Raw genomic sequence first — 16,272 nt, forward strand, 5'->3', positions numbered from 1 at the left:
CGGCGGGGGTGCCTGCGGTGGGAGCCGAACGGGGTAGAGCAAGGTTCTTCGGCTGCGGATCGTAGCTGGCTGGTCGCGCAGTTCCCCGCGCCCCTGGGGGTCTGCAACTGGCCCGGCTACACGTACTGGACCGGGAGTTTCTTGACCCCGTTGAGCCAGGCCGAGCGCAGCCGGCGGGGCTCGCCGGTCAGCCGGATCGCCGGGACGGTGTCGGCGATGGCGTTGAAGATCAGGTCCAGTTCCAGCCGGGCCAGGTTGGCGCCCAGGCAGAAGTGCGGTCCGCCGCCGCCGAACCCCAGGTGCGGATTGGGGTCGCGGAGGATGTCGAACTCCTCCGGGCGGTCGAAGACCTCGGGGTCGTTGTTGGCCGAGCTGTAGAAGATTCCAACGCGCTGACCTGCGGAGATCGCGACGCCGCCGAGCTCGGTGTGCTCGGTCGCGGTGCGCTGGAAGGACATCACCGGGGTGGCCCAGCGGACGATCTCGTCGGCGGCGGTCTGCGGTCGGCGCTCCTTGTAGAGCTCCCACTGCTCGGGGTGGGTGAGCATGGCGTGCATGCCGTGGCTGGTGGCGTTGCGGGTGGTCTCGTTGCCGGCGACGGCCAGCAGCAGCACGAAGAAGCCGAACTCGTCCGAGCTGAGGTTGCCCTGCCCCTCGGCGTTGACCAGCTGGGTGACGATGTCATGGGCCGGGCAGCCCTTGCGCTCCTCGGCGATGCCCATCGCGTACATCATCAGCTCGAAGGCGGACTGCATGCCGACGTTCTGGGAGACGGCGAGCTCCGGGTCGTCGTAGGCGACCATCTTGTTGGTCCACTCGAAGATCCTGGCCCGGTCCTGCTGGGGTATTCCGACCAGCTCGGCGATCGCCTGGAGCGGCAGCTCGCAGGCGATGTCGCGGACGAAGTCGCCGCTGCCCTCCTTGAGCGCGGAGGCGACGATGCGCTCGGCCCGGTCGCGCAGCGCCTGCTGCATGGCGTTGATGGCCCGCGGGGTGAAGCCGCGCTGGACGATCTGGCGCAGCCGGGTGTGCTCGGGCGGGTCCATGTTGAGCATGATCAGCTTCTGGCCCTCGAAGCCGTCCTGGGTGATCTCCGGGTTGAAGCGGATGATCGCGGTGTTGGTGTTGGAGGAGAAGGTCTCCGGGTGCACCGACACCTCCTTGACGTCGGCGTGCCGGGTGACGGCCCAGTAGCCCCCGTCGTCGAACCCGGTGGTGCCGTGCGCCTGGGCGATCCAGTGCACCGGGGCGGTGCTGCGGAGCAGGGCGAACTCGGGCAGCGGCACCCGCTGCTGGTTCAGGTCCGGGTCGGTGAAGTCGAAGCCGTCGGGCAGGGCCGGGCAGGTCATCGGGGGCCTCCAAAGCTACCGACGGTCAGCTGCTGGGTCAGCCGCTGTTTAGCTGACGGAGTGTCAGATCTGCCTTAGACCGTAGTAACGCGTTCTAGTCCGCGCAAGAGCCTTGCGTGACAGTGCTCACGGCGAATACAAAGGGGGCCAGAACTAGAACGCGTATCAGTTCTCTTCGGTGTCCTGCGGACGCCGGAGCTTCCGGAGGGCGAGTCATGGCCGCTGAACCCGTCATCGTCGAAGCAGTGCGCACCCCCATCGGTAAGCGAGGCGGAGCCCTCGCCAACCTCCACCCGGGCTATCTGCTCGGGGAGACCTTCAGGGAGCTGCTCGCCCGCACGGGTGTGCAGCCGGACGTCGTCGAGCAGATCGTCAGCGGGACGGTCACCCACGCCGGCGAGCAGTCGATGAACCCCGCCCGCACCGCCTGGCTGGCGATGGGCCTGCCCTACGAGGTCGCCGCCACCACGGTCGACTGCCAGTGCGGGTCCTCGCAGCAGGCCAACCACATGGTCGCCAACATGGTCGCGGCCGGGGTGATCGACGTCGGCATCGCCTGCGGCGTCGAGTCGATGACCCGGGTGCCGCTGGGCGCGGCCTCCGCGCACGGGCCGGGACGGCCGTTCCCGGAGGAGTGGAACGTCGACCTGCCCAACCAGTTCGAGGCCGCCGAGCGGATCGCGCGGCGGCGCGGGCTCAGCCGCAGCGACCTGGACCGCTTCGGCGAGGCCTCGCAGCAGCGGGCCGCCAACGCCTGGGCCGAGGAGCGGTTCAAGCGGGAGACGTACGCGGTCCAGGTCCCGACCACGGAGGCCGAGCAGCTCGCAGGTCAGGGCATGTGGCGGCTGTTCGACCGGGACGAGGGGCTGCGGGACACCTCGCTGGAGGCGCTGGCCGGGCTGCGCCCGGTGCTGCCCACCGCGATGCACACGGCCGGCACCTCCTCGCAGATCTCCGACGGTTCGGCCGCGGTGATGTGGGCGTCCCGGCGTGCGGCGCGGGCGCTGGGACTGACCCCGCGCGCCCGTATCGTCGCCCAGGCGGTCGTCGGCACCGACCCGCACTACCACCTGGACGGTCCGATCGACGCGACCAGGGCGGTGCTCGGCAAGGCGGGGATGAAGCTCTCCGACATCGACGTGGTGGAGATCAACGAGGCCTTCGCGTCGGTGGTGCTCTCCTGGGCCCAGGTGCTGGAGGCCGACATGGAGAAGGTCAACGTCAACGGCGGAGCCATCGCGCTCGGGCACCCGGTGGGCTCGACCGGGGCCCGGCTGATCACCACGGCGCTGCACGAACTGGAGCGCACCGGGAAGGAGTTCGCGCTGGTCACGATGTGCGCGGGCGGGGCCCTGGCGACGGGGACGATCCTGCAGCGGATCTGAGGGGACCGGTACTGCCGTTGCCGGCCCGGGTGTCACTCCCCGGAGCCGGCATCGGCGTCGACGCCGGTGTCGGCAGCTGCGTCGCCGGCTGTGTCGGCGGCGCGCGGTCGGAAGGCCGCCGGGGCGTCGAAGGCCGCGCGTCGTGCCGCTCGGCGCAGGGCGTTGAGGAGCGGGTGGCCGAGGGTGAGGCAGAGGGCCGCGGTGAGCAGGCTGCGCGGGATGTCCCAGCCGAGGGCCGTGGTGAAGTGGTAGACGAGGAAGCGGGCCAGGTTGGCGCCGAGGGGGTCGCCGGGGACGTAGGAGATGGAGCTGCCCAGGCCGGCGATGTAGGGCCAGCCCTGAAGGTCCATCACCAGCCCGTAGAGCTCGGCCGACACCGCCCCGTACACCGCCAGTGTCCACAGTTCGCGGCGGCCGCGCAGGGTGGCCGGGCCGGGGAGCAGGCCGGCGCCCAGGCAGACCCAGCCCATGGCGAGCATCTGGAACGGCAGCCAGGGGCCCACGCCGCCGGTGAGCAGGGCCGAGGCGAAGAGCGAGAGGTTTCCGAGGACGAAGCCGAAGCCCGGGCCGAGGACCCGTCCGGAGAGCACCATCAGGAAGAAGGTGGGCTCCAGCCCGGCTGTGCCCGCGCCCAGCGGGCGCAGGGCGGCGCCGGCCGCGGCCAGGACGCCGAGCAGGGCGATGGACTTGGTCTCCAGCCCGGCCTGGCCGCCGGTGCCGGCCCGGCCCTCGGCGATCTGGGCGACCACCACCGCGAGCAGTAGCGGCAGCAGCAGGGCGAACAGCCAGGGGGCGTCGCCGGAGTGGGCCAGGCCGGAGGTGGGCGAGGCCAGCAGCGGCCAGCCGAAGCCGACCACGCCGATCGCCGAGACCAGCAGCAGCATGGCGGTGGCGCGGCGGCCCAGCGGGACCGGACGCGCGAGCGGGTTCCGGTCGGTGCTCATGCGGTGCCGTCCGCCGCCAGCGCCTCGGTGACCTGGCGGACCGTCAGCCAGGGCTCCGGGTTGAGGATCTTGGCGACCTGGGGGGCGAAGGCGGGGGAGGAGACGACGACCTCGCGGGTCGGACCGTCCGCGACGATCTCGCCCTCGGCCAGGACGACCGTGCGGTGGGCCAGTTCGGCGGCGAGTTCCACGTCGTGGGTGGCGAGCAGGACGCCGTGGCCGGCCGCGGCCAGCTCGCGGAGGATGTCGACCAGACGGGCCTTGGCGGCGTAGTCGAGGCCGCGGGTGGGCTCGTCCAGCAGGATCAGTCCGGGGCGGGCGGTGAGCACCACGGCGAGGGCCAGGGTGAGCCGCTGGCCCTCGGAGAGGTCGCGCGGGTGGGCGTCGTCGGGGATGCCGGGGATCAGCTGTTCGACCAGGGCGCGGCAGCTGCCCGGGGCGGAGCCGGTGTCCTGGTCGGCGGCGCCGCACTCGGCGCCGACGGTGTCGCAGTAGAGCAGGTCGCGCGGTTCCTGCGGGACCAGGCCCACCTGCCTGAGCAGCGTGGCCGGCTTGGCCTTGTGCGGGACCGTGCCGCCGATGTCGATCCGGCCGGTGGTGGGGGCGTGCAGGCCGACGAGCGAGCTGAGCAGGGTGGACTTGCCCGCGCCGTTGCGGCCCATGAGAGCGGTGATCTCACCGGGGCGGAGGGTGAGGTCCACCCGGCGCAGTGCTTCGACGACGCCGCGGCGGACGGCCAGGGCGGTGACCGTGGCGACGGCGGGGGATCCAGCGGGGGATCCGCTGGGGCGCGCGGGTGCGGGCGCTGGCGCCGGCGCCGGGCTCAGCTCCGCGAGCCGGGCGCGCAGCGGGGCGGCCCGGCGCCGGGCGTCGCGGACCGACAGCGGGAGCGGGGACCAGCCGACCGCCCGGCCCAGGGCGACCACCGGCGGGTGCACCGGGGAGACCGCCATGATCTCGGCGGTCTCGCCGTAGCGGGGCGGCTGCCCGCCGCCGGGCAGCAGGATGACCCGGTCCGCGTACTGGACCACGCGTTCCAGGCGGTGCTCGGCGAGCAGGACGGTGGTGCCCAGGTCGTGCACCAGGCGCTGGAGGACGGCGAGGACCTCCTCGGCGGCGCCGGGGTCCAGGGCCGAGGTGGGCTCGTCGAGGACCAGCACCTTGGGGTGGACGGTCAGCACCGAGCCGATGGCGACCCGCTGCTGCTGGCCGCCGGAGAGGGTGGCCAGCGGGCGGTTGCGGAGCTCGGCGAGGCCGAGCAGGTCCAGCGTCTCCTCGACCCGGCGCCGCATCACCTCGGGGGCGAGGCCCAGGGACTCCATGCCGTAGGCGAGTTCGTCCTCGACGGTGTCGGTGACGAAGTGCGCCAACGGGTCCTGGCCCACGGTGCCGACGACGTCGGCGAGGTCGCGCGGGCGGTGGGTGCGGGTGTCGCGCCCGGCGACGGTGACCTGGCCGTGCAGCACGCCGCCGGTGAAGTGCGGGACCAGGCCGCTGACGGTGCCGAGCAGGGTGGACTTGCCGGATCCCGAGGCGCCGACCAGCAGGCAGAGCTCGCCCTCGGGGACGGTCAGGTCGAGGGATGTCAGTGCCGGGTGCGATGCTCCGTGGTAGGTGACCGAGACCTGGTCGAAGGTGATCATCGGGCTCCTCCCGGGGAGGTGGCAGCAGTGGGTGCGGAGGTCGGGGCGGAAGCCGGGGCGGGCGCGATCCGGGGTGCGACCGGGGCGGTGAAGGCGGGCAGCAGGCCGATCAGGATCGCTGCTGCGGGAAGGAGCGGCAGCGTGGGTGCTGCGAGCGGTACGACGGGGGGATCGAGGGCGTCGGCGAAGGCCGGGCCAAGGCTGACCATGACCGCTGCGACGGCGATACCCGAGCCCGCCACGGTCCACTCCCGCCAGGCCCAGGGGTCGGGCCGGTAACGGGTTCTGACGGCGCGTCGGCCGCCGAGCAGCAGTCCGCCGGCAGTGGCCGCGGCTCCGGTGGCCAGCAGCGGCAGGGCCCAGGCGCTGCCGTCCGCGCCGAGCAGCCCGTAGGCCGCGACGCAGACGCCCAGCAGCCCGGCGAGGGTGAGCGCGGCCGTGGTGCGGCGCACGGCGGGCGGCACGTCGGCGGTGCGGCCGAAGCCCCGGGTGTCCATCGCGGCGGCCAGGCCGATGGAGCGTTCCAGGGCGTTCTCCAGCACCGGGACGCCGACGGTGAGCAGCGCCCTGGCACCGCGCCCGCTGCGGCCGCGCAGTCGGCGGGCGGCGCGGAGCCGGGTCACGTCCGCGACCAGGTTGGGCGCGAAGGTCAGCGCGACCACCACCGCGACGCCGGCCTCGTAGAGCGCTCCGGGGAGGCTGCGGAGCAGCCGGGCCGGGTTGGCCAGGGCGTTGGCCGCGCCGACGCAGGCCAGCAGCACCGCCAGTCTCATCGCGTCGTAGAGCGCGAAGAGCAGCCCCTCCAGGCTGACCGGGCCGCCCAGCTGGACGCCCTTGGCCCAGGAGGGGAGCGGAAGTTGGGGGAGCGTGAAGAGGATGTGGGTACCGGGGATCGGTGAGCCCAGCAGGGTGAAGAACACCATCCGGACGGCGAGCACCAGCAGGCCGAGCCTGAGGAACACGCTGTAGGAGCGGGCCCAGGGTGCGTCCGTCCTGCGGGCCGCCACCACGTAGCCGGCGACGGCGGTGACCAGCAGGAGCAGCAGCGGGTTGGTGGTGCGGGAGGCGGCGGTGGCCAGGCCGAGCGCCCAGAGCCACCAGGCGCCCGGGTGCAGGTTGCGCTGTGGCACGGGCGGCAGGGGCATCGCCGGGCTACTCCGGCCTGCGGCGGCGGGTCTGCCAGTAGCCGGCTCCGGCGAGGACGGCGAGCAGTACGGCGCCGACGACCCAGCCGGCGGTCTTGGACGACTTGGCGGGCGCGGCCTTGCCGGTGGCGCTCGGGGCGGCGGTGGTCGCGCCGCCGGCCGCCGTACCGGTGACGATCTCGCCGCAGCCGGTGGTCGGGTACCCGCCGATGGCGCAGAGGATGCCGTTGCTGTCGTACCGCAGCGGGGGCGCGACCTGGGCCAGCAGCTGGGCCGAGGTGGCGTCGGTGGACAGCACCGCGCAGGTGGTGAACGGGGTGCTGCGGGGCAGCGTGGAACCGGCCGGGACGTCGCCCGCGACGCCGTAGTCGATCACCACGGCGACCCGCTTCTTGCCGCTCACCGCGGGGGTGCCGGCGCAGGCCGTGGCGAAGTCCGGCGTCGCGCCGGGCTTGGCCGCGCTGGAGCTGTCGACGCTGATGCCGAAGCGCCAGCCGTCGACCGAGCCGTCGGCCGGACGGTAGGTGTTGGGTCCCGACTGCTGGTAGGTCCAGCTGCCGGCGGAGCCCTGCCAGAAGGACCAGTAGCGGTAGCTGCTGGCGGAGGCGGGGGTCACCGCGGCCAGGACCAGGAACAGCACGGTGGCCAGCAGCCCGGCCACCGTGCCGGTACGACGTACTGTCATGCCCGCCGCCTACTCCGGTTGAAGCTGATGTACATGCCGATGCCGGCGCCCGCGACCAGGCCGACGCCGATGAGCCACCAGGGGTTGAAACTACTGGAGGACTTCTCGGCGGTGGCAGTGGAGGCGGCGGTGGTGCTGGCGGTCGGGCCGGCAGCGGCGGTGGCGGCCGGGGCCGGTCCGGCGGCTTCCAGCTGCGCGACCAGGTTCGCGGCACCGAAGCGGGTCGGGTCCACGCCGGTGGCGTGGGCGCTGAGGATCAGTACGGCGTCGGCGGAGGCACCCGCTCCCCGGGCCCAGCCCGCGCTGTTGGCGCTGAGCCAGTCCACCGCCTTCCTGGCCTGGTCCACGTGGCCGGTGCCGGCCAGCGACAGGGCGGCCCAGGCGGTACTCGCGTAGTCGGGGGTGGCACTGGCGCCGGCGAGCTGGCTGGTCAGGTGCTCCTGGCCGGAGCCGAGCCGCCGGGCCAGGTACTGGGCGGCGGCCTGCTCGGAGTCCGCGCAGGCCGTGGTCCCGGAGGCAGCCGTGGCCGTCGACGCGGCGGCGGTGCCGACCGGCACCGGGAGGAAGCCGCTGCCGGTCGCGAGCGCGGCCTGGGCGCTGGCGGCGTCGTTGGCCACCAGCTTGCCGCTCTTGTCCGGCTGGTAGGCGAAGGCGCCCTGCTCGGCAGCGGCGGCGGAGCAGCCGAGCTGGAAGCCGTGCAGACCGTCCAGCGCGGTCCTGCCGCCCCTGGCCACCGAGGCCGGGTCGGCCTTGGCCGCCGCGAGCGCGCTGACGACCAGTCCGGTGGAGTTGGCGTCGCTGGCCGAGCCGGGGTTGTAGGACCAGCCGCCGTCGGCGTTCTGGACCTTCCGGTACCAGGCCACGGCCTTGGACACGGCGTCGTCGTGGCCGCCGAGGGCGGCCAGCGCCTGGACCGCGGCGGAGGTGGCGTTGGTGTCCTCGGTGGCGGCCGCGCAGCCCTTGGCGGGGTCGGCGTCGTAGGAGGGCCAGCCGCCGTCCGCGCACTGCTGGCCGGTGAGCCAGTCGACCGCCGAGGCGGCCGGGGTGACCCCCTGGGAGTGCAGGGCCAGCAGGCTCAGCCCCTGCCGCCAGACGCCGTCGTAGGTCGGGTCGCTGGTGCCGTACAGGCCGACGGGGATGCTGACCGGACTGGCGCTGGGGCTGGCGCTCAGACTGGCGCCGGTGCTTGCCGAGGAGGCGAACGCGGGTGCGGCCGTGCCGGTGAGGACGGCGGCGGACAGCGCGACGGCGCCCAGGCGGGCGGCGGTGGGCATGGGTGGAGCCTTTCGGAGAGCGGTGGGCGACCGTAGACCTCGACGGTGCCGCTCGCCTCCTGACGGGTGATCCGACTGTACGGCTGCGGGTCAGTGCCGGAATCGCACCGGCTTCCCCCGTCAGGGGGCGGGTCAAGCAAATGGAGACATGGCGGATCGAGCGGACTCAGGTTGTGCGGCCACTGTATCCGCACCGTGAGACCGGTCCGGCCGTCACCCCGTCACCCCGTCAGCCGGTGGCGACGAACCGCTGCGGCTCCCCGGAGCCGTTCTCCTCCGCCAGCCCGGTCTTCACCAGCCGGCGGACGTGCGCCGCCGCCTCGGAGAGGGCCAGGTGGCGGGCGACGAAGGTGAGCTCCGCCCAGGGGCGGTTCCAGTGCATCCGCTGGGCGCACTCCCAGACTGTCAGTGGCTCGTGCTTGAGTTGCACGTGCAGGTCGGCCAGCCGGACGGCGTGGTGGTCCAGCAGCTCACGGACGCGTCCGGGTGCGTCGTCGAAGCGGTACTGGTGCGCCGGCAGGACCTCTCGGGGGGCCAGCGCGGCGATCCGTTCCAGGGAGTCGAGGAAGTCGCCGAGCGGGTCGGCGGGGTCGTCGCCGCCCTCGTTCCCGGGATACGAGGTCTCGGGGTAGAGGCTGACCACCGGGCTGATGGTGGGCAGCAGGTGGTCGCCGGAGAGCAGCCGGGTCGGGCGGTCCGGTTCGTCCAGGTAGAGGCAGACATGGCCCGGGGTGTGCCCGGGGGTCCACATGACGCGCAGCTCACGTCCGGGCACTCCGGCCGACTCGCCGTGCACCAGCTCCCGGTCGGGCAGGGTGTCGGCCAGCGGTGCGCCGGCGCTGCCGAAGTGGCTGAGGCCGTCGAGGTGCTCCTGCGGGACGCCCGAGCCGCGCATCAGCTCGGCCATCCGGCTCATCCAGCGGCCGGAGCTGTTGCTGTGCAGGGCCCGGACGATCGCGGCCTCGGCGCCGTGCATGCCGATCCAGGCGCCGGACTGCTCGCGGACGTGGCCGGAGAGGCCGTGGTGGTCCGGGTGGTGGTGGGTGACCAGCACGCCGTGCACGTCGGAGAGGCTGTGCCCGGCCGCGGCGATGCCCGCGGCGAGGGCCTCGCGTCCGCTGGGGTCGTCCCAGCCGGTGTCCACCAGGACCGGGCCGCGGTCGCTCTCCAGCAGGTAGACCAGGGTGTAGCGGAGCGGATTGTCAGGGATCGGGACGGTGATGCTCCACACCCCGCCGCCGAGGTCCTGGGTCGGCGGGGGCGGGGACTTCTCGGTGGCGGGCATGCTGCCGTCCTCTCCGGGCCAACGGTATAGAACGTGTTCTATGTATAGGGCAACTAGTTGGGCAGCCTACTGCACGACCGTTGCCCTCAATAAGTAGAACTGATATCAGTTCTATCAACCGCCATAAGTGACGGGGCGTCAGGACATCGGGCGTTGCGTTGATCGCTGATCGTCGATCCGGAGGACGGCATGGCCGAGGTAGTGGAGTACGGCGAACTCTTCATCGGCGGCGAACTGGTCGCCCCCGCCGGGCGTGACGTCATCGAGGTGGTCTCCCCGCACACCGAGGAGGTCATCGGCCGGGTGCCGCACGCCTCCCGCGAGGACGTCGACCGGGCCGTCGCCGTCGCCCGGAAGGCCTTCGACGAGGGGCCCTGGCCCAGGATGACGCTGGCCGAGCGGCTCGCGGTCGCCGAGCGGATCAAGGACGGCATCGCGGCGCGGGCGGACGAGATCGCCCGGGTGATCAGCTCGGAGAACGGCTCGCCGTACTCGTGGAGCATCCTGGCCCAGGCCTACGGCCCGATGATGATCTGGGACGCCGCCATCGCCACCGCCAGGGACTTCTCCTTCGAGGAGCACCGCTCCGGTGTGCTCGGGCCGATCCTGGTGCGGCGCGAGCCGGTCGGAGTGGTGGCCGCCGTGGTGCCCTGGAACGTCCCGCAGTTCGTCGCCGCCGCCAAGCTGGCCCCGGCGCTGATCGCGGGCTGCCCGGTGATCCTCAAGCCCTCGCCGGAGACCCCGCTGGACTCCTACATCCTGGCCGAGATCGTCCGCGAGGCCGGGCTGCCGGAGGGGGTGCTCAGCATCCTGCCCGCGGACCGCGAGGTCAGCGAGTACCTGGTGGACCACCAGGGCGTGGACAAGGTCTCCTTCACCGGCTCGGTGGCGGCCGGCAAGCGGATCATGGAGGTGGCCTCGCGCAACCTCACCCGGGTCACCCTGGAGCTGGGCGGGAAGTCGGCGGCGATCCTGCTGCCGGACGCCGACATACCGGCCGCCGTCGCCAGCCTGATGGGCTCGGCCTACATGAACAACGGCCAGGCCTGCGTGGCGCAGACCCGCATCCTCGCCCCCAGGGCCCGCCACGACGAGATCGCCGAGCAACTGGTCGCCGCGGTGGACGCGCTGGTCGTCGGCGACCCGCTGGCCGAGGCCACCCAGCTCGGGCCGCTGGTGACCCGCCGTCAGCAGCAGCGCAACCTGGACTACATCCGGATCGGCCAGGAGGAGGGCGCCAAGGTGCTCACCGGTGGCGGGGTGCCCGCGGCCCAGCCGAAGGGCTGGTATGTCGAGCCCACCCTGCTGGGCGGCGTGGACAACCGGATGCGGGTCGCCCGCGAGGAGATCTTCGGCCCGGTGGTCTGCCTGATCCCGTACGAGGACGAGGCGGACGCGCTGCGCATCGCCAACGACTCCGACTACGGACTGTCCGGCTCGGTGTGGTGCGGGGACGTCGAGCACGGCATCGAGGTGGGGCGGCAGATCCGTACCGGGACGTTCTCGGTGAACACCTTTAGCCTGGACTTCAAGGGCCCCTTCGGCGGCTACAAGCAGTCCGGGATCGGGCGTGAGTTCGGCCCGGAGGGGCTGGACTCGTACCTGGAGGCCAAGACGATCCACCTGCCGCAGGGGTACAGCGCGGTGGCGCCGGCGGCTGCGGACGGGGCTGCGCAGGGCGGGGAGGGTTGATGGGGGACCGCTGGCAGGTGGAGGTGGACCGGGCGGTGTGCATCGGCTCCGGGCTCTGCGTCGCCTCCGCGCCGGACGGCTTCCGGCTGGACGGGGCGCGGCAGTCGCATCCGGTCGAGGACGAGGCGGACGCCGCCGAGTCCTTGCTGGCGGCGGCGGAGAGCTGTCCCGTCGAGGCCATTCGCCTGCGGCTGGCCGGGAGTAGTGAACCCGTTTTTCCGCCGGATTGACGGTCTGTTCTTCGGGTGCGGACCGTAGGGGGTTGGGCGCGCAGTTCCCCGCGCCCCTATGGGGCTGCAACTGAACCGCTGTGGGGAAGTTGCAGCCCCCAGGGGCGCGGGGAACTGCGCGACCAGCCCTGCAAGTGCTGCACCTACTCTGCAAGGAGCTTGCAGGCCGTCTCCAGATCGATTCGCACCTGCGCGATGGACGCGCGCCCGCTGAGCCAGGTGACCAGCGCCGAGTGCCACGTGTGCTCGATCACCCGCACCGCGGCCAGCTGGTCCCGGCTCAGCGGGTGGTCCAGCGCCATGGCCTCGGTGATCAGCACCGCGGTGAGCCGGCTGACCTGGTCCACCTCCGCGCTCACCGAGCGGTCGGCGAAGGTCAGCGCCCGCACCATGGCCTCGGCCAACTGCGGCTCGCGCTGCAGCCCGCGGAAGGTGCCCATCAGGGTCTCGGTCACCCGGGCGCCCGGGTCGGTGGCCGAGGGCGGGTGCTTGCGCAGCTGCGACTGCATCAGCTGGAGCTGGTCCTGCATGGTCGCGACCAGCAGGTGCACCTTGGAGGGGAAGTAGCGGTACAGCGTGCCCAGGGCGACGCCGGAGCTCTCGGCGACCTCGCGCATCTGCACGGCGTCGAACCCCCCGCGGGAGGCGAGCTGCGCGGCCGTGTGCAGGATCCGGCGGCGGCGGGCCTCCTGCCGCTCGGTGAGCGGCGGCGCGGCCGGCGGCCTGGGATTGGTGGTCAGGTCGCTCACCCCGTCTGGTGTGGTTCCGTCTCGTGGCGTTCCGTCAGCGTTCCGTCAGCGCTCCGAATGATGGCGCAGACACCACGGGTGGCGCGAATCACCAGCCCTGCCCCGGAGCGCAAAGCTACGGGCCGGTAATCTCAGGGACTCCATACGCTGCATCATTGGAACGTGTTCTAGATTACCCTGACCGAGGCAGCCGTTGACAGAGGAGAAGAATCCAAGGTGACCAGTGCCGTGCGAGGCCTCGCGCCCGCTGACCGGCCGCTGCGGATCGCGTTGCTCTCCTACAAGGGCAACCCCTTCTGTGGTGGGCAGGGTGTCTACGTCCGCCACCTCTCCCGGGAGCTGGCCCGCCTCGGCCATGACGTCGAGGTGCTCGGCGGCCAGCCGTACCCGGTGCTTGACGAGGTCGGGGACGGCCACGTGGGGCGGCTCTCCTTCACCGAGATCGCCAGCCTGGACCTGTACCGGCAGCCCGACCCCTTCCGCAACCCCCGCCTCGGCGAGTACCGCAGCGTGGCCGACGTGGTCGAGTACGCGACCATGCGCACCGGAGGCTTCCCCGAGCCGCTGACCTTCAGCATGCGGGCCCGCCGGCACCTGGCCCGGCACCGCGGCCGCTACGACGTCGTGCACGACAACCAGACCCTCGGCTACGGGCTGCTCGGCCTGGAGCGCATCGGCTTCCCGCTGGTCACCACGGTCCACCACCCGGTCACCGTCGACCGCGAGCTGGACCTGGCCGCCGCCGAGGGCCTGGTCAAGCAGCTCTCGGTGCGCCGCTGGTACGGCTTCACCCGGATGCAGCGGCGGGTGGCCCAGCGGCTGGAGTCGGTGCTGACGGTGTCGCAGAGCTCGGCCCGGGAGATCAGCGAGCACCTGGGCGTGCGCCCCGAACGGGTCCATGTGGTGCCCATCGGCGCCGACGTCCGGCTGTGGTCGCCGGACGCGTCCGTGCCCGTGGTGCCCGGGCGCATCGTCACCACCTCCAGCGCGGACGTCCCGCTCAAGGGCCTGATACATCTGGTCGAGGCGCTGGCCAAGGTCCGCACCGAGCGCGAGGCGCATCTGGTCGTGGTCGGCCGGCGGCGCGAGGACGGCCCGGTGGCCGACGCGATCCGCAGGCTCGGCCTGGAGGGCGCCGTGGAGTTCCGCGGCGGCATCGACGACCGTGACTTCGTCGACCTGGTGCGCAGCGCCGAGGTCGCCTGCGTCCCCTCCCTCTACGAGGGCTTCTCGCTGCCCGCCGCCGAGGCCATGGCCACCGGGACCCCGCTGGTCGCCACCACCGGCGGCGCGATCCCCGAGGTGGCCGGCGCCGACGGCGAGACCTGCCTGGCGGTGCCCCCGGGCGACGCCGGAGCGCTCGCGGTGGCGCTGGGCCGGCTGCTGGACGATCCCGACCTGCGGGCCAGGATCGGGGCCGCCGGACGCGAGCGGGTGCTGGCCAGGTTCACCTGGGAGCGCGCCGCCGAGCTCACCGCGGAGCGCTACCGCGAGGCCATCGCCACCGGGGCCGGGCAACGCGCCCGGGCCGGCGACGGCTGGAGGTACGTGTAGTCGGCGGCTGGTCCGACGCCCCTGACCCCCGCTCCGAACCTCCGCTCCGACCTTCCGCCCTGACCTTCCCCTCGTCTTTCCACGTGACTGACGCCCGCTGCCCGAAGCGGCCGGCGTCGACGACGCGAATGGAGCCCTGCGACCGTGCTGACCGTCGACTTCTCCCGCTTCCCGATCGCCCCCGGCGACCGGGTGCTCGACCTCGGCTGCGGTGGCGGCCGGCACGCCTTCGAGGTCTACCGGCGCGGCGGCCGCGTCGTCGCCCTGGACCGCAACGCGGAGGAGATCCGCGAGGTCAAGCGCTGGTTCTCGGCCATGGAGCAGGAGGGTGAGGCTCCGGCGGGTGCCTCGGCCGTGGCGATGGAGGGCGACGCGCTGGCGCTGCCGTTCCCCGACGACAGCTTCGACAAGGTCATCATCTCCGAGGTGATGGAGCACATCCCGGACGACAAGGGGGTGCTCGCCGAGATGGTCCGGGTGCTCAAGCCCGGCGGCTCCATCGCGATCACCGTGCCGCGCTGGCTCCCCGAGCAGGTCTGCTGGGCGCTCTCGGACGCGTACCACGAGGTCGAGGGCGGTCACATCCGGATCTACCGCGGCGACGAGCTGGTCGGCAAGATGCGCGAGGCCGGCCTGGAGCCCTACGGGCAGCACCACGCCCATGCGCTGCACTCGCCGTACTGGTGGATCAAGTGCGCGGTCGGCGTCGACAACGACAAGGCGCTGCCGGTCCGCGCCTACCACCAGCTGCTGGTGTGGGATATCGTCGGCACCCCGGTGATCAGCAAGCTCACCCGGGCCGCCGAGAGCGCCCTCAACCCGCTGATCGGCAAGAGCTTCGTCGCCTACGCCACCAAGCCCCGCGACACCGCCTCGCTCGCGGAGCAGCTCGGATGACGGCGGGGTCCGGGCCCGTCGCAGTTCCGGACGTCCTGGTCCTGCCGGGCGTGCTGGACGCCGAGCAGGCCGCCGCCACGGTCGGCAGCATCCTCGCCGACCAGCGCGCCGACGGCGGCATCCCCTGGTTCGCCGGGGGCCACCTCGACCCCTGGGACCACACCGAGGCCGCCATGGCCCTGGACGTGGCCGGCGAGCACGCCGCCGCCGAGGCCGCCTACCGCTGGCTGATGAAGCATCAGAACCCGGACGGCTCCTGGTACTCCGCCTACACGGACGGAGCGGTGACGGACCGCAACCGGGAGTCCAACTTCTGCGCCTACATCGCCGTCGGCGTCTGGCACCACCACCTGGCCACCGGCGACGACACCTTCCTGGAGGAGGTCTGGCCCACCGTCGTCCGCGCCGTCGAGTTCGTGCTCGACCTGCAGCGGCCCGACGGCACCGTCGCCTGGCGCCGGGACGAGGACGGCAGCGCGCCCGACGAGGCGCTGCTCACCGGCTGCTCCAGCGTCCACCACGCGCTGCGCTGTGCGCTGGCCATCGCCGACTGCCTGGAGGAGCCGCAGCCCGACTGGGAGTTGGCCGCGGGCCGGCTCGGCCACGCGGTCACCGGCCACCCGGAGGCGTTCCTGGACAAGGACCGCTACTCGATGGACTGGTACTACCCGGTGCTGGGGACGGCGCTGCGCGGAGCGGCCGCGCAGGAGCGGATCGAACGCGACTGGAACCGCTTCGTGGTGCCGGGGCTGGGCGTCCGCTGCGTCTCGGACCGGCCCTGGGTCACCGGCGGCGAGAGCGCCGAACTGGCCCTGGCGCTCTGGGCGATCGGCGAGTCGGACCGCGCCGTCGAGATACTCCGCTCGATCCAGCACCTGCGCCACCGCGACGGCGGCTACTGGACCGGCTACGTCTTCGAGGACGACGCGGTCTGGCCCGAGGAGCGCACCACCTGGACCGCGGGCGCGCTGCTGCTGGCCGTGGCGGCCCTCGGCGGGGACGAGGCCACCGCGACCGTGTTCGGCGGCGCGCGGCTGCCGACCGGACTGGCCGACGAGTGCTGCGCGCCGCAGGACTGCTGACGCTACGTCAATGCTGTTCGGATTCCGCCTACTCGCGGGAGCCGGTGCGGCCGAGAGCGTTGCCGACGGCTCCGTAGACCAGGGCCGGGAGGCCGAAGATCAGCAGGGCGCGCAGCTTGCTGTTGTGGATGCCGTTGTTGTTGAAGATGTTGCGGGACCAGGTGGCGAGCCAGTCTGCTGCCTCACGGAACCAGTTGACCACCGTGTTGCCGGTGTTCGCGTCGAAGAGGTACAGCAGGAACCAGATGACGAGGATCAACGCCCCTATATAAAGGGCGAGTCCGATCAGGCGAATGAGTCCACTCATGTGCTGTCGCCTGCCCCGCCCCGCAGGATGCTAACTTCCACGCAGTCGGAA

15 protein-coding genes and 1 riboswitch are annotated in these 16,272 nt (G+C 72.7%); of the genes, 6 read left to right on the forward strand and 9 right to left on the reverse strand.

Annotated features, from left to right (window positions below):
* Nucleotides 1-116: 116 nt before the first annotated feature.
* Entirely contained in the window at nt 117-1,349 is a 1,233-nt protein-coding gene (locus IF29_RS0107190; RefSeq protein WP_030251188.1) for a cytochrome P450, read from the reverse strand.
* Between the two features lie 215 nt (nt 1,350-1,564).
* Between IF29_RS0107190 and IF29_RS0107195 the strand changes: the two genes are divergently transcribed.
* A complete protein-coding gene (locus IF29_RS0107195) occupies nt 1,565-2,734 on the forward strand; it encodes a steroid 3-ketoacyl-CoA thiolase (RefSeq protein WP_030251191.1) in 1,170 nt (389 codons plus the stop codon).
* A 32-nt stretch (nt 2,735-2,766) separates the two neighbouring features.
* Here IF29_RS0107195 and IF29_RS0107200 read toward each other — a convergent pair whose 3' ends face one another.
* The 6 genes from IF29_RS0107200 to IF29_RS0107225 form a co-directional block, all read right to left on the reverse strand.
* A complete protein-coding gene (locus IF29_RS0107200; RefSeq protein ID WP_051724973.1) occupies nt 2,767-3,678 on the reverse strand; it encodes an ECF transporter S component in 912 nt (303 codons plus the stop codon).
* Nucleotides 3,675-5,321: an ABC transporter ATP-binding protein gene (locus tag IF29_RS0107205; protein ID WP_030251196.1), complete on the reverse strand. Its 1,647-nt coding sequence runs from the start codon at nt 5,319-5,321 to the stop codon at nt 3,675-3,677. Before IF29_RS0107205 ends, IF29_RS0107200 begins: the two co-directional genes overlap by 4 nt.
* Entirely contained in the window at nt 5,318-6,466 is a 1,149-nt protein-coding gene (locus IF29_RS0107210) for a CbiQ family ECF transporter T component (RefSeq protein WP_063757444.1), read from the reverse strand. Before IF29_RS0107210 ends, IF29_RS0107205 begins: the two co-directional genes overlap by 4 nt.
* 7 nt (nt 6,467-6,473) lie before the next feature.
* Nucleotides 6,474-7,151, reverse strand: a complete 678-nt coding sequence (locus tag IF29_RS0107215) for an SCO2322 family protein (RefSeq protein WP_030251202.1) — start codon at nt 7,149-7,151, stop codon at nt 6,474-6,476.
* A complete protein-coding gene (locus tag IF29_RS0107220; RefSeq protein ID WP_030251204.1) occupies nt 7,148-8,425 on the reverse strand; it encodes a prenyltransferase/squalene oxidase repeat-containing protein in 1,278 nt (425 codons plus the stop codon). The genes IF29_RS0107215 and IF29_RS0107220 overlap by 4 nt, the downstream gene beginning before the upstream one ends.
* 44 nt (nt 8,426-8,469) lie before the next feature.
* Nucleotides 8,470-8,577: riboswitch (cobalamin riboswitch) on the reverse strand.
* Between the two features lie 77 nt (nt 8,578-8,654).
* A complete protein-coding gene (locus IF29_RS0107225; RefSeq protein WP_030251207.1) occupies nt 8,655-9,710 on the reverse strand; it encodes an MBL fold metallo-hydrolase in 1,056 nt (351 codons plus the stop codon).
* Between the two features lie 189 nt (nt 9,711-9,899).
* On the opposite strand from IF29_RS0107225, the gene IF29_RS0107230 reads away from it, so the two are divergent.
* Together IF29_RS0107230 and IF29_RS0107235 are read left to right on the forward strand one after the other, a co-directional pair.
* Nucleotides 9,900-11,402, forward strand: coding sequence for an aldehyde dehydrogenase (locus IF29_RS0107230; protein WP_030251210.1), 1,503 nt, complete (start codon nt 9,900-9,902; stop codon nt 11,400-11,402).
* Entirely contained in the window at nt 11,402-11,632 is a 231-nt protein-coding gene (locus tag IF29_RS0107235) for a ferredoxin (RefSeq protein ID WP_030251213.1), read from the forward strand. The genes IF29_RS0107230 and IF29_RS0107235 overlap by 1 nt, the downstream gene beginning before the upstream one ends.
* A 143-nt stretch (nt 11,633-11,775) precedes the next feature.
* Here IF29_RS0107235 and IF29_RS0107240 read toward each other — a convergent pair whose 3' ends face one another.
* On the reverse strand, nt 11,776-12,372 hold the full coding sequence (locus tag IF29_RS0107240) for a TetR family transcriptional regulator (RefSeq protein ID WP_030251215.1): 597 nt from the start codon (nt 12,370-12,372) through the stop codon (nt 11,776-11,778).
* A 225-nt stretch (nt 12,373-12,597) separates the two neighbouring features.
* Here IF29_RS0107240 and IF29_RS0107245 point away from each other — a divergent pair, with 225 nt between their 5' ends.
* The 3 genes from IF29_RS0107245 to IF29_RS0107255 all read left to right on the forward strand — a co-directional run bounded on the left by IF29_RS0107245 (nt 12,598) and on the right by IF29_RS0107255 (nt 15,914).
* Nucleotides 12,598-13,935, forward strand: coding sequence for a glycosyltransferase family 4 protein (locus IF29_RS0107245; RefSeq protein WP_037594450.1), 1,338 nt, complete (start codon nt 12,598-12,600; stop codon nt 13,933-13,935).
* A gap of 144 nt (nt 13,936-14,079) precedes the next feature.
* On the forward strand, nt 14,080-14,832 hold the full coding sequence (locus IF29_RS0107250; protein ID WP_037594451.1) for a class I SAM-dependent methyltransferase: 753 nt from the start codon (nt 14,080-14,082) through the stop codon (nt 14,830-14,832).
* Nucleotides 14,829-15,914, forward strand: a complete 1,086-nt coding sequence (locus IF29_RS0107255) for a prenyltransferase/squalene oxidase repeat-containing protein (protein ID WP_030251223.1) — start codon at nt 14,829-14,831, stop codon at nt 15,912-15,914. The genes IF29_RS0107250 and IF29_RS0107255 overlap by 4 nt, the downstream gene beginning before the upstream one ends.
* 28 nt (nt 15,915-15,942) lie before the next feature.
* On the opposite strand, the gene IF29_RS0107260 is transcribed toward IF29_RS0107255, so the two are convergent.
* On the reverse strand, nt 15,943-16,221 hold the full coding sequence (locus IF29_RS0107260) for a hypothetical protein (RefSeq protein WP_030251225.1): 279 nt from the start codon (nt 16,219-16,221) through the stop codon (nt 15,943-15,945).
* Nucleotides 16,222-16,272 lie beyond the last annotated feature (51 nt).

It is taken from the genome of Streptacidiphilus jeojiense (assembly GCF_000719095.1).
In the GTDB taxonomy this organism is placed as follows: Bacteria; Actinomycetota; Actinomycetes; order Streptomycetales; family Streptomycetaceae; genus Streptacidiphilus; species Streptacidiphilus jeojiensis.

Bases quoted from the DNA above. Each gene is read 5' to 3' on its own strand.
- IF29_RS0107190 (WP_030251188.1), bottom strand. From the start codon at position 1,349: ATGACCTGCCCGGCCCTGCCCGACGGCTTCGACTTCACCGACCCGGAC.
- IF29_RS0107195 (WP_030251191.1), top strand. From the start codon at position 1,565: ATGGCCGCTGAACCCGTCATCGTCGAAGCAGTGCGCACCCCCATCGGT.
- IF29_RS0107200 (WP_051724973.1), bottom strand. From the start codon at position 3,678: ATGAGCACCGACCGGAACCCGCTCGCGCGTCCGGTCCCGCTGGGCCGC.
- IF29_RS0107205 (WP_030251196.1), bottom strand. From the start codon at position 5,321: ATGATCACCTTCGACCAGGTCTCGGTCACCTACCACGGAGCATCGCAC.
- IF29_RS0107210 (WP_063757444.1), bottom strand. From the start codon at position 6,466: ATGCCCCTGCCGCCCGTGCCACAGCGCAACCTGCACCCGGGCGCCTGG.
- IF29_RS0107215 (WP_030251202.1), bottom strand. From the start codon at position 7,151: ATGACAGTACGTCGTACCGGCACGGTGGCCGGGCTGCTGGCCACCGTG.
- IF29_RS0107220 (WP_030251204.1), bottom strand. From the start codon at position 8,425: ATGCCCACCGCCGCCCGCCTGGGCGCCGTCGCGCTGTCCGCCGCCGTC.
- IF29_RS0107225 (WP_030251207.1), bottom strand. From the start codon at position 9,710: ATGCCCGCCACCGAGAAGTCCCCGCCCCCGCCGACCCAGGACCTCGGC.
- IF29_RS0107230 (WP_030251210.1), top strand. From the start codon at position 9,900: ATGGCCGAGGTAGTGGAGTACGGCGAACTCTTCATCGGCGGCGAACTG.
- IF29_RS0107235 (WP_030251213.1), top strand. From the start codon at position 11,402: ATGGGGGACCGCTGGCAGGTGGAGGTGGACCGGGCGGTGTGCATCGGC.
- IF29_RS0107255 (WP_030251223.1), top strand. From the start codon at position 14,829: ATGACGGCGGGGTCCGGGCCCGTCGCAGTTCCGGACGTCCTGGTCCTG.
- IF29_RS0107260 (WP_030251225.1), bottom strand. From the start codon at position 16,221: ATGAGTGGACTCATTCGCCTGATCGGACTCGCCCTTTATATAGGGGCG.